This window comes from Nonomuraea sp. NPDC050790, assembly GCF_044456745.1.
GTDB lineage: Bacteria > Actinomycetota > Actinomycetes > Streptosporangiales > Streptosporangiaceae > Nonomuraea.
Genome location: NZ_JBITGF010000012.1, coordinates 293947 through 305810 on the forward strand (window position 1 = coordinate 293947; position 11864 = coordinate 305810).

General features: G+C 69.2%; 10 protein-coding genes. 6 read left to right on the top strand and 4 right to left on the bottom strand.

All coding sequences use genetic code 11. The features are described from left to right. Positions 1 to 6 precede the first annotated feature (6 nt). From ACIBEJ_RS45365 to ACIBEJ_RS45380, 4 genes are all read right to left on the bottom strand, one after another. Positions 7 to 576, bottom strand: coding sequence for a GTP-binding protein (locus ACIBEJ_RS45365; RefSeq protein ID WP_397189183.1), 570 nt, complete (start codon positions 574 to 576; stop codon positions 7 to 9). Beyond that, positions 557 to 871, bottom strand: coding sequence for a DUF742 domain-containing protein (locus ACIBEJ_RS45370; RefSeq protein WP_397189202.1), 315 nt, complete (start codon positions 869 to 871; stop codon positions 557 to 559). Before ACIBEJ_RS45370 ends, ACIBEJ_RS45365 begins: the two co-directional genes overlap by 20 nt. 66 nt (positions 872 to 937) lie before the next feature. Further along, complete coding sequence (locus ACIBEJ_RS45375; protein WP_397189203.1) at positions 938 to 1351, bottom strand: roadblock/LC7 domain-containing protein; 414 nt, start codon at positions 1349 to 1351, stop codon at positions 938 to 940. Between the two features lie 5 nt (positions 1352 to 1356). Next, positions 1357 to 4227 (bottom strand): nitrate- and nitrite sensing domain-containing protein, encoded by a 2871-nt coding sequence (locus ACIBEJ_RS45380; protein WP_397189184.1) that lies wholly within the window; start codon positions 4225 to 4227, stop codon positions 1357 to 1359. A 437-nt stretch (positions 4228 to 4664) separates the two neighbouring features. Between ACIBEJ_RS45380 and ACIBEJ_RS45385 the strand changes: the two genes are divergently transcribed. The 6 genes from ACIBEJ_RS45385 (at position 4665) to ACIBEJ_RS45410 (ending at position 11723) form a co-directional block, all read left to right on the top strand. After that, on the top strand, positions 4665 to 5723 hold the full coding sequence (locus ACIBEJ_RS45385; RefSeq protein WP_397189185.1) for a glycine betaine/L-proline ABC transporter ATP-binding protein: 1059 nt from the start codon (positions 4665 to 4667) through the stop codon (positions 5721 to 5723). Next, positions 5720 to 7633, top strand: a complete 1914-nt coding sequence (locus ACIBEJ_RS45390) for an ABC transporter permease (protein ID WP_397189186.1) — start codon at positions 5720 to 5722, stop codon at positions 7631 to 7633. The genes ACIBEJ_RS45385 and ACIBEJ_RS45390 overlap by 4 nt, the downstream gene beginning before the upstream one ends. Positions 7634 to 7698: 65 nt before the next feature. Continuing rightward, positions 7699 to 8610, top strand: coding sequence for an ABC transporter substrate-binding protein (locus tag ACIBEJ_RS45395; protein ID WP_397189187.1), 912 nt, complete (start codon positions 7699 to 7701; stop codon positions 8608 to 8610). A gap of 49 nt (positions 8611 to 8659) precedes the next feature. After that, positions 8660 to 9595 carry an ABC transporter substrate-binding protein gene (locus tag ACIBEJ_RS45400; protein ID WP_397189188.1) on the top strand — a complete coding sequence of 312 codons (936 nt, stop codon included), beginning with the start codon at positions 8660 to 8662 and terminating at the stop codon, positions 9593 to 9595. Beyond that, positions 9592 to 11223, top strand: coding sequence for a choline dehydrogenase (gene betA, locus ACIBEJ_RS45405; RefSeq protein WP_397189189.1), 1632 nt, complete (start codon positions 9592 to 9594; stop codon positions 11221 to 11223). Before ACIBEJ_RS45400 ends, betA begins: the two co-directional genes overlap by 4 nt. Before the next feature lie 26 nt (positions 11224 to 11249). Next, positions 11250 to 11723 (top strand): nucleoside deaminase, encoded by a 474-nt coding sequence (locus tag ACIBEJ_RS45410; RefSeq protein WP_397189204.1) that lies wholly within the window; start codon positions 11250 to 11252, stop codon positions 11721 to 11723. Positions 11724 to 11864: the final 141 nt, after the last annotated feature.

Sequence of the window (11864 nt, forward strand, 5' to 3'; positions counted from 1 at the left end):
GGACGATCACGCCAGGGAGGTGGAGAGCGCATGCTCGACCAGCGCGATGAGCGTGGACTTGACCGCCTCGCGGTGCCGGGCGTCGGTGCGCACGATCGGGACGCCGGGCGAGAGCGTGAGCGCCTCGCGGACCTCGTGCTCGACGTGCGGGAACTGCCCGTTCCATCCGTTGAGCCCGATCACGAAGGGGATGTCGGCGTTCTCGAAGTAGTCGACGGCGGGGAAGCTGTCGGCCAGGCGGCGGCTGTCCACCAGCACGACGGCGCCGATCGCGCCCTTGACCAGGTCGTCCCACATGAACCAGAAGCGGTGCTGGCCGGGGGTGCCGAACAGGTAGAGGATCAGCTCCCGGTCTAAGGAGAGCCGGCCGAAGTCCATGGCCACCGTGGTGGTCGCCTTGCCGGGGATCAGCCCCAGGTCGTCGATTCCCGCGGACGCGTCTGTCATCACCGCTTCCGTCGTCAAAGGCATGATTTCCGATACCGACCCGACGAACGTGGTCTTCCCGACACCGAAACCACCGGCGACCACGATCTTGGTCGAGGTGAGGCCCGAGTTAGAGCCTGCGTAGTCCACTGAGCACCCTTTCCAGCAGGCTCCTGTCCGGCAGGCCTGCGTCCAACTGCGGCTGGTAGATCCGCACCAGCCCTTCCGCCTCCATGTCCGCGATCAGTACGCGGGCCACGCCGAGGGGGATGCTCAACAACGCAGAGACCTCCGCCACCGACCTGACCTGGCGGCACAGCTCGCTGATGGCACGGTACTCCCGTGTGTAGGCCATGCCCAGCGTCGCCGAGGTCGCCGAGGAGACGAGAGCCTCCATCGCCAGGCCGCTGCGCGGAGCGGTACGCCCGCCGGTGACCGCATACATGCGTACCAGCGAGCTCCGCTCCGCCTCCGGCGGGCCGTCATGCCACGATGCCACGGTCGTCTCCGATCACCAGGGGCGCGTCGCGGAGAGCTCGGCGCGTACGGCGGGCGTCAGCACCTGCCCCGCGCGCTCCACGAGGATGGTCATTTGGTAGGCGACAAGGCCCATGTCGCAGTCGGGGGCGGCCAGGACGGCCAGGCTGGACCCGTCGCTGATCGACATCGCGAGCAGGAGCCCGCGATCCATCTCGACCAGCGTCTGGTTGACCGCGCCGCCTTCGAACACGCGGGCCGCGCCCGCGGTGAGGCTGACCAGGCCCGCCGCGATGGCGGCCAGTTGGTCGGCGCGGTCCTGCGGGAAGCCGCGCGAGAACGCCATCGGCAGGCCGTCGGCGGAGACGACCACCGCGTGCGCCACGCCGGGCACCTGTTCGACGAAGCCGGTGACCAGCCAGTTCACGTCCCTGGCCGCCTGGCTCAGATTCTTCATGGGTTCTCCTCAAGCTCTGAGCGCCCCTTACGGACGCCCTGCTGGTAGCTGGAGAGCCTGCTCCGCAGCCTGTCTGGCTCGACCGGCGGCATGGGTGGAGGCGGAACCGCCGGTGTGGCAGAGCCCGGAACCAGGTTCGCCCTTGGCGTGCGTTTCGGCAATCCCGAAGAGGTGGTGCCGCCGTGTTCGGGCTCGCCGGTCGAGCGCGCGGCCTGCCACGCGGTGTCGGTGGGCGACTGTACGTCGGTGCGCTGGTCGGGGGTGGGGGAGGACTTGGTGAACCAGCTCGACTCGTTCTCGACCTGGGCGAAGATCGGCAGATACTCGTCGACCTTGGGGATGGGGCTGGTCATCTCGATGGACGGGGTGACGGCGGCGAACCAGGAGCGCGGCTCCGGCTCTGGTTGCGGCACGTCGAGCGAGGGATGCGATGACCTGGGGTCGAACGCGGGGGCCCCGGTGTCGAAGGAAGGTGCGCCCGTGTCGTAGGGCGTCCCCGCGCCGTGGGAGGGCGGCGCGACGTCGCCGGGCGGCCCTCCGGCGTGCGGCCCTGTGGTGTGCGGTCCCCCTGCGTGCGGCCCGATCGCGTGTGGTCCCGTGGTGTGCGGTCCTGTGGCGTGTGCGGCGCCGGGCAGCGGCGACCTGACGGGCGGGCCGCTCATGGGCGGGTTGTTCATGGGCGCTGCCGCGGGCCTGCCGGGCACGCCTTCGGCGAACGGCGAGGCGGACGGAGTGAACGGCGAGGCGCCGGGGTCGAACGGCGAGGGTCCCGTGTCGAAAGGTGAGGATCCGGTGTCGAAGGGGGAGGGACTGCTGTCGTAACGGGAAGGCGCGCTGTCGTAACGGGAAGGCGCGTTGTCGTAAGGGGAGGATCCGGTCTCGTACGGCGGCGCCGACGGCACGTCGAAGGAGTCGAACGGCGGCGCGGCCACCCCGGCCGGCGCCACGTCGAAGGAGTCGAAGGACTGCCCGCCCGGCTCCACCACCTGCTCCGGCACCGCCGACAGCAGCGCCTCGGGAATCAGCACCATCGCGGTCAGCCCGCCGATGTCCTGGCGGCGGAGCTGGACCCTGATGTTGTGCCGCAGCGCCAGCCGTCCGACCACGAACAGCCCCATCCGCCGCGACACCGACACATCTACCACCGGCGGGTTGGCCAGCCGCCAGTTGGCCTGGGCCAGTTCCTCGGGGCTCATGCCGATGCCCTGGTCGGTGACCGAGACCATCAGCCCGCCGCCGTCGATCCGGCTGCTGCTGATGATCACCTTGGTGTCGCGGGAGGAGAAGGAGACCGCGTTCTCGACCAGCTCGGCCAGCAGGTGCACCACGTCGCTGACGGCCTGCCCGGCGATCGCCGCCGCCGACTGCACCTGGATGCTGACTCTGTCGTAGCTCTCGACCTCGCCGAGCGCGGCCCTGACGATGTCGAGGAGCTCGACGGCCTCGCTCCACTTGCGCGCCGCCTCCTGTCCGGCGAGGACCAGGAGGTTCTCGGAGTTGCGCCGCATGCGGGTGGCGAGGTGGTCGAGCTTGAAGAGGTCGCCGAGCCGGGTGTCGTCGCGTTCGCCGCGCTCCAGCCGTTCGATGAGGGTGAGCTGACGCTCGACCAGCGTCTGCGACCTGCGGGAGAGGTTGACGAACATGGCGTTGACGTTGGAGCGCAGCCGCGCCTCGTCCCCGGCCAGCCGTACGGCTTCGCGGTGCACCTCGTCGAAGGCCCTGGCGACCTCGCCGACCTCGTCCTTGGAGAAGATGCCGATGGGCGGGATCTCGACGTCCGCACTGCCGTCGCGCGACTCGCGCAGCCGCTGGACGAACTCCGGCAGCCGCCGTCCGGCGATCTCCAGGGCCTCGCCGCGCAGCCTGCGCAGGGGCCGTACCAGAGAGCGGGCGACCCCGGTGGTGATCAGCAGGACGGCGATGAGCAGCGCGAGCACGGCGCCGGCGATGAGGTAGGCGCGCTGGCGCTCGGCGGAGGTGAGCTGCTCGCTGCGGGTCACGATGCCCGCGGACTGGCGGCGCTCCACGGTGCGCATGGCGTCCACCATGACGCTGGCGGCCTCGTACCACTCGCGGGCGTCGTCGCGCTTGGCCAGGTCGAGGCCCTTGAGCGGCTGGTTGTTGGCGGCCCGGCTGAGCACGAGCTCACGCAGGAACAGCATGCGCTCGGTGCCCGCTGCGTTGACGTTCTCGTCGAAGACGCGGCGCTCGTCGGCGGTGGCCTCGGCGGTGAAGGCGCGGCGCTCGTTGGTCTCGCGGGCCTGCTCGCCGAAGACCGCCTTGAGCTGTTCCTGCTCGAAGCGGCCCGCCTGCAGCGCGATGGTGATCCACGCCTGCTGCCTGGAGACGGCCTCCTTGGCCCTGGCCAGGGCGACGAGCAGTTGTGACTGGCGGAAGAGCTCGTCGTCGTCGGTGCCCTTGCTGAGCTCGTCGTGGACGGAGATCAGGTCGCTGATGACGGTGGTGTAGAGCTCGATGGACGGTCCCGGCAGCAGGTCGCTCTTGGTCGTCTGCTCGCGCAGGCCGGTGAGGTCGTCGAGCCTGGCGAGGGTGGCGTCCAGCTCGTCGGCGGTGCGGCCGGTGACCTCGCCGGACAGTTCCTCGGCGCTGGCCCGGACGGTGGAGGCGGCGCTGCCGGTCTCGCCGACCTGCTCGGTGAACGTCCCCAGCCCGTTGCCCGGCCGTCCCCGTGCGATGAACCAGGCGGCGACGGCGCGCTCGCGGGCCACCTGGTGGGTGAGCTCGCTGATCTGGTCGGACAGGCGGGCGAGCTGGTTGGTGCGTTCGTAGTCGGCGGCGGCGCCGGTGGAGGCGAACATCTGCACGCCGCCGAGAAGGACGGCGGCGGCGGTCGGAATGAGGATCAAGGACACGAGCCGGGCCCGGACTCGCCAATTGCGTAGCCGCCAGCCCCCCTCGTCGGCGGCCCTTGCCTGCCTTTCGCCTAACTGTGTGCTCACCGAACGCAACCTCTCGCCGCCCATATCGGCGTATATGGAAGGCCGTACGGCCCCTTGGGAAATCCAGCAAGTGGGGGTAATTGGAACACATGCCGACTGTTGCGGCCAATCGAACATTACGCGCCAGAATTCGAGAGTTGGGTCGCATGGGGCGAGAAGCTGGGGCTCCATCTTTCGGCCGGAAATAACCATGGAAGGTGGCTACTGTCCGTCTATAGGCGATTGTCTCGTTCCAAAGCAGTAACGCAAGGGAAGCGCCCTGGTATCTGGACGGTCACGACGTTGTGATTCGCGCTATTCACCACATATGTTGGCCCCCGTCCTAGCTACCTACGGGAGGCAAAATGGGGCTTGCTCCCGAGAGTGCGGCCATCGAGGTCAACGGTCTCTGGAAGATCTTCGGGCCCGCCGCGGAAAAGGTGCTGAACAGTGAAGACAAGCACCTCGAAGCCGGCCCTCTCCGCGAGAAGACCGGCTGCACCGCCGCCGTGCGGGACGTGAGCTTCACGGTACGGCCCGGCGAGGTCTTCGTCGTTATGGGCCTGTCCGGAAGTGGCAAATCCACTCTGGTCCGGTGCCTGACCCGATTGATCGAACCGAGCGCGGGAGAGATCTCCATCGGCGGCGAGGACATCGGCCGCGCCGGCCCCCAGCGCCTGCGCGAGATCCGCCGCCACCGCGTCAGCATGGTCTTCCAGCACTTCGGGCTGCTGCCCCACCGCCGCGTCATCGACAACGTCGCCTACGGCCTGGAGATCCAGGGCGCCGCCAAGGCCGAAAGGCACGGGCGGGCCCGCGAGATCCTCTCCCTGGTCGGCCTCGACGGCTACGGCGACGCCTACCCCGACCAGCTCTCCGGCGGCATGCAGCAGCGCGTCGGCCTGGCCCGCGCCCTCGCCGTCGACCCCGAGGTCATGCTCTTCGACGAGCCCTTCAGCGCCCTGGACCCGCTCATCCGCCGCGACATGCAGGCCGAGGTGATCAGGCTCCACCGCGAGGTCGGCAAGACCATGGTCTTCATCACCCACGACCTGTCCGAGGCGCTCAAGCTGGGCGAGCGCATCGCCATCATGCGCTCGGGCTCGATCGTCCAGCTCGGCACCCCCGAGGACCTGGTCGGCGCCCCGGCCGACGACTACGTGGCCGACTTCGTGCGTGACGTGCCGCGCAGCCACGTGCTGACGCTGCGCTGGATCGCCCGGCCGCCGGAGCCCGGCGAGGCGCTGGACGGGCCCTCCCTGCCCGCCACCACCGTGATCAAGGACGCCATCGAGGTCTCCTCCGGATCCGGCCACCCGATCCGGGTCATGGACGGCGACGACCTCGTGGGCGTCGTGGACCGGGTGGACATGCTCTCCTTCCTGGCCGGGCACGAGGCGCCCGCCGTACGGGCCGGGACATGAGCGCCACCGCGGTCGGGAACCCGCCCCGCGTGAAGCTGCCGAGGTGGGCCCTGCCCGCGGCGGCGGCCGTCGCGTTCGCGGTGGGATACGTCGTCTTCCGCGGAGTGGGAACGCTCCCGCACGACGACGAGGCGGCCCCCTTCGTCGCGCTCACCGAGGCGCGCGAGTGGGTGGACGACAACAAGAACGCCAGCCCGCTCTTCCTCTACTTCGTCAACTACATCCGCCTGTTCATCGACGGCCTCTTCCAGACGTTCGAGACCGTGCTGCACGGGCTCGGCTGGCCGGGCCTGATCGGCGTCATGGGCGGCATCGGCTGGCTGGCGGGCGGCTGGCGGATCGCGCTGCTGGGCGTGGCCGGGTTCGCCTCGTTCGGCGTGCTGGGTCTGTGGGAGGCGAGCGTCGACACGCTGGCGCTGGTCGCGACGGCCGTGCTGCTGTCGCTGCTGATCGGGCTCCCGCTCGGGGTGTGGGCGGGCCGGGTGCCGCGGGTGCGCAGGGCGATCTCGCCGGTGCTCGACGTCATGCAGATCATGCCGCACTTCGCGTACCTGGCGCCGATGGTGCTGTTCTTCCAGATCGGCGCGCCCGCGGGCGTGGCCGCCACGATGATCTACGCGATCCCGCCCGCGATCCGCATCACCGCGCTGGCGATCGAGCAGGTCTCGCCCACCGCCGTCGAGGCCTCCGCCTCGCTCGGCGCCACGGGCAGGCAGACCATGTTCAAGGTACGGCTGCCGCTCGCCCGCTCCACCATGACCCTGGCCGTCAACCAGACGATCATGATGGCCCTGTCCATGGTGGTCATCGCCAACCTGATCGCCGCCCCCGGCCTCGGCTCCGACATCATCAGGGGCCTGTCCAGGGAGAACGTCGGCATCATGCTCCCGGCCGGCCTCGCCATCGTGGTCATGGCCGTGGTGCTCGACCGCACCACCATGGCGGCGGCCAGGCAGCGGGCGCACGCGGGCCTGTCCCGCCTCAAGCTCGCCGTCGCCGCCGCGATCGCCGCCGTGGGCGTCGGGCTCGCGTACGTGCTGCCGCCGGAGTTCCCCACCGCGCTGGAGCTGCGGATGGGCGGCCCGGTGAACGAGGCGGTGCGCTGGGCCGAGCGCACCTGGTACCCGGTCACCGACGCGCTCAAGGAGTTCACCACCCGCCTGCTGCTGAACCCGCTCGACGGGCTGCTCACCACCGCCCCCTGGTGGCTGGTCGCCGCCGCCGTGCTCGCCTTCGCCTTCTGGGCGTCCGGCACCCGCCCGGCGCTGACGGCGCTCGGCTGCCTGCTGGCGATCGCCCTGCTCGGGCTGTGGGAGCACAGCATGCAGACGCTGACCATGGTCTTCGTCGCCGTCACGGTCACGCTGGCGATCGGCCTGGTGCTGGGCATCGCCGCGGCCCGCTCCGCCCGCTTCTCGGCCGTCCAGCGCCCGCTGCTGGACGCCGCCCAGACGATGCCCTCGTTCGTCTACCTGCTGCCCGCGCTGGCGTTGTTCGGCGCGACCCGGTTCACCGCCATCTTCGCCTCGGTGATCTACGCGGTGCCGCCGGTCGTCCGGCTGGTCGAGGAGGGGCTGCGGGGGGTGCCGCCGACCGTGGTCGAGGCGGCGCTGTCGGCCGGGTCCACTCCCGGGCAGTTGCTGCGCAAGGTGCAGTTGCCGATGGCGCGCAAATCCATCCTGCTCGCCGTCAACCAGGGCATCGTGATGACGCTGGCCATGGTGGTGCTCGGCGCCATGGTCGGCGGCGGCGCGCTCGGCTACGACGTCGTCTCGGGGTTCTCCCAGCGCACCGACTTCGGCATGGGCTTCGCCGCCGGGGTGGCGATCGTGCTGCTGGGCATCATGCTCGACCGGATCACGCAGGGCGCCGACAGGCGCCCGTCCCCCCAACAGAGGAAGCCGATATGAAGATTCGCCTGCTTGCAGGCCTTCTTACGCTTGGTCTGGCCGTCGCGGGCTGCGGCGGTGCCAAGGTGGAAGACAAGCCCAGTTCGGCCGCCGCGCCGTCGGGCTCGCAAACCTCGGCGCCGGCCTCGGGCGGCGGCACCGTGAAGATCGCGATCAACCCGTGGGTGGGCTACGAGGCGAGCGCCAACGTGGTGGCCTACCTGCTGAAGAACGAGCTCGGATACACGGTCGAGCTGCCGGAGATCAAGGAGCAGCTCGCCTGGGAGGGCTTCGAGACCGGCGACGTCGACGTCATCATCGAGAACTGGGGCCACCCGGACCTCAAGAAGCAGTACATCGACGAGAAGAAGGTGGCCCAGGTCGCCGGCTCGACCGGCAACAAGGGCGTCATCGGCTGGTACATCCCCAAGTGGATGGTCGAGAAGTACCCCGGCATCACCGACTACAAGAACCTGAACAAGTACGCCGAGCTGTTCAAGACCTCCGAGTCGGGGGACAAGGGTCAACTGCTGTTCGGCGACCCGTCGTACGTGTCCAACGAGGACGCGCTGATCAAGAACCTCAAGCTCAACCTCAAGGTCGTGACCGGCGGCTCCGAGGCGGCGCTGATCAAGGGCGCCCAGCAGGCGCAGGAGCAGAAGAAGCCGCTGCTGTTCTACTTCTGGGACCCGCACTGGCTCTTCAGCAAGACGGACCTGGCCCGGGTGAACCTGCCGCCGTACACGGACGGCTGTGACGCCGACCCCAAGAAGGTGGCCTGCGACTACGCCGAGATGGACCTGGACAAGATCGTCAGCACGAAGTTCGCGACGACCGGCGGCAAGGCGTACGACCTGGTCAAGAACTTCTCCTGGACCAACGAGGACCAGAACGCCGTCGCCGACGACATGACCAACAACGGCATGTCGGGCGAGGAGGCGGCCAAGAAGTGGGTCGAGGCCAACACCGCCAAGTGGCAGGACTGGATTCCCAAGTGACCCCCGGCAGGCCGCGGCCCCTCGCGGGCCGCGGCCACGAGGACCTGTGATGCCTACCAAACCGCTCGCGGGGCTGCTGGTCGCGGTCCTGCTGCTGTCCGCCTGCACGGGGGAGGAGCCCAAGGCCGCCCCCGGCTCGAAGGGCACCGTGAAGATCGACATGCACGCCTGGGTCGGGTACGAGGCGACCGCGGGCGTGCTGGCTTATCTGCTGGAGCACGAACTCGGCTACAAGGTGGAGACCAGAAAGATCACGGAAGACAAGTCGTGGCCCGATATGGCCGCCGGCAAGGTGGATGTGATCGTCGAGAATTGGGGCCACCCGGCGGAGAAGAAGGAGTGGATCGAGGAGAAGAAGGCGGCGGTCCCCGCCGGTTTGACGGGGAACAAAGGCGTGATCGGATGGTATGTACCTGAGTGGATGGTCAGGAAATATCCAGACATCACGAACTATAGAAATTTGAACAAGTACGCCGCGCTCTTCAAGACCACCAAGTCTGGAAATGTCGGGCAGTTCTTGGCGGGTGATCCCACCTTCGTCACGAACGACGAAGCGATCATCCGCAACCTCGGCCTCAATTTCAAGGTCGTCTACTCCGGCAGTGAGGACGCGCTCATCAAGGCGGCGCAGCAGGCGACCGCCAAGAAGAAGCCGCTGCTCATGTATTTCTACGAACCGCAGTGGTTGTTCACCAAGATCAAGCTCGTCAAGATCAACCTCCCCGCGTACGCCATCGGGTGCGACGCCGACCCCGAGAAGGTGGCCTGCGACTACCCGCCCTACCTCCTCGACAAGATCGTCAGCGCCGACTTCGCCCGGAGCGGCGGCAAGGCGTACGAGCTGGTCCGCAACTTCAACTGGACCAACGACCACCAGAACAAGGTCGCCAGCGACATGGTCAACGAGAAGATGACCGCCGAGCAGGCGGCAAAGAAGTGGATCGACGAGAACAAGATCGTGTGGAAGGACTGGATCCCCAGGTGAGCTACGACTACGTCATCGTGGGAGGTGGGTCGGCCGGCTGCGCGCTGGCCAACCGGCTCAGCGCCGACCCCTCGGTCAGCGTGCTGGTGCTGGAGGCGGGCCGGCCCGACTACCCGTGGGACGTGTTCATCCACATGCCGGCGGCGCTCATGTTCCCCATCGGCAGCCGCTTCTACGACTGGAAGTACGAGTCCGAGCCCGAGCCGCACATGAACGACCGGCGCGTCTACCACGCCCGCGGCAAGGTGCTCGGCGGCTCCAGCAGCATCAACGGCATGATCTTCCAGCGTGGCAACCCGCTGGACTACGAGCGCTGGGCCGCCGATCCGGGCATGAAGTCCTGGGACTACGCCCACTGCCTGCCGTACTTCAAGAAGATGGAGAACTGCCTGGCCGACCCCGGCGGCGAGTGGCGCGGCGGCGACGGCCCGCTCAAGCTGGAGCGTGGCCGCGCCGAGGGGCCGCTGTTCGAGGCGTTCTTCCAGGCGGTCCAGGAGGCCGGCCACCCGCTCACCGACGACGTGAACGGCTACCGGCAGGAGGGTTTCGCCGCCTTCGACCGCAACCTCCACCGCGGCCGCCGCCTCAGCGCCGCCCGCGCCTACCTCCATCCGGTACGGCGCCGCCCCAACCTGACCGTCCGCACCCGCGCCTTCGTGGAGAAGGTCGTCTTCGAGGGCACCAGGGCGGTCGGCGTCGTGTGCGACGGCAAGCGCATCGCGGCCAAGGAGGTCATCCTCTGCGGCGGCGCGATCAACACCCCGCAACTGCTCCAGGTCTCCGGCGTCGGCCCCAGGGAGGTGCTGGAGCAGGCCGGGGTGCCCGTCGTGCACGACCTGCCCGGCGTCGGCGAGAACCTCCAGGACCACCTGGAGGTCTACGTCCAGCACGCCTGCCTGAAGCCGGTCTCGATGCAGCCGTCGCTGGCCATGTGGCGCCGGCCGTTCATCGGCGCGAACTGGCTGTTCCTGCGCCGCGGCCCCGGCGCCACCAACCACTTCGAGGCCGGCGGCTTCATCCGCTCCAACGACGAGGTCGCCTACCCGAACCTGATGTTCCACTTCCTGCCGATCGCGGTCCGCTACGACGGCTCCGCTCCCGCCGGCGGGCACGGCTACCAGGTGCACATCGGCCCCATGTACTCCGACGCCCGCGGCTCGGTCCGCATCGTCTCGCCGGACGCCCGGGTCAAGCCTCGGCTGCGCTTCAACTACCTGTCCACCGACCAGGACCGCAGGGAGTGGGTGGAGGCCATCCGGCACGCCCGCGCCATCCTGGCCCAGCCCGCCTGGGCGGGGCTCGACGGCGGCGAGATCTCGCCGGGGCCCGAGGTGGAGACCGACGAGCAGATCCTCGACTGGGTGCGCAAGGACGGCGAGACCGCCCTGCACCCCTCGTGCACCGCCCGGATGGGCGTGGACGAGATGGCCGTCCTGGATCCCGAGACGATGCGCGTGCACGGGCTGGAGGGACTGCGGGTGGTCGACGCCTCGGCCATGCCGTACGTGACCAACGGCAACATCTACGCGCCCGTCATGATGCTCGCCGAGAAGTCCGCCGACCTGATCCTGGGCAACACGCCGCTCGACCCGATCCCCACACCCTTCTACCGGCACCAGAGCTCGTAACATGGGCCTCCTTGATCGGAGGCGACATGGACGACAAGGACCTGCGGCACCTGCGGCGCTGCGTCGAACTGGCGGCGCAGGCGCTGGACAAGGGCGACGAGCCGTTCGGCTCCGTGCTGGTGTCCGGCGCGGGCGCGGTGCTGTTCGAGGACCACAACCACGTGGCGGGCGGCGACCACACCCGCCACCCGGAGTTCGAGATCGCCCGCTGGGCCGCGGCCAACCTGACACCGGGCGAACGAGCGGCGGCCACCGTCTACACCTCGGGCGAACACTGCCCGATGTGCGCGGCCGCGCACGGCTGGGTAGGACTGGGCCGCATCGTGTACGCCGCCTCGTCGGAGCAGTTGGGCGAGTGGCTGGGCGAACTGGGCGTCCCCGCGCCCCCGGTGGCCACCCTCCCCATCACCGCCGTCGTCCCCGGAGCCGTGGTCGAAGGCCCCGCCCCGGCCCTCACCGCCGAGATCCGCGCCCTGCACCGCCGCTTCCACACCCCCTGAGCGTTTTCCCGGGCTTGAAGGATCCGAACCAGCCGCGCGCCCGCGGCTAGATCGTTGATGTGAAAGTCGGTAATCGTCTGCGAGCATGGCGAAGGGCGTCCATGGTCGGTGTGTGAAGACAGACTTAGACGCCCTTCTGAT

Bases quoted from the DNA above. Each gene is read 5' to 3' on its own strand.
- ACIBEJ_RS45385 (WP_397189185.1), top strand. From the start codon at position 4,665: ATGGGGCTTGCTCCCGAGAGTGCGGCCATCGAGGTCAACGGTCTCTGG.
- ACIBEJ_RS45370 (WP_397189202.1), bottom strand. From the start codon at position 871: ATGTATGCGGTCACCGGCGGGCGTACCGCTCCGCGCAGCGGCCTGGCG.
- ACIBEJ_RS45400 (WP_397189188.1), top strand. From the start codon at position 8,660: ATGCCTACCAAACCGCTCGCGGGGCTGCTGGTCGCGGTCCTGCTGCTG.
- ACIBEJ_RS45410 (WP_397189204.1), top strand. From the start codon at position 11,250: ATGGACGACAAGGACCTGCGGCACCTGCGGCGCTGCGTCGAACTGGCG.
- ACIBEJ_RS45390 (WP_397189186.1), top strand. From the start codon at position 5,720: ATGAGCGCCACCGCGGTCGGGAACCCGCCCCGCGTGAAGCTGCCGAGG.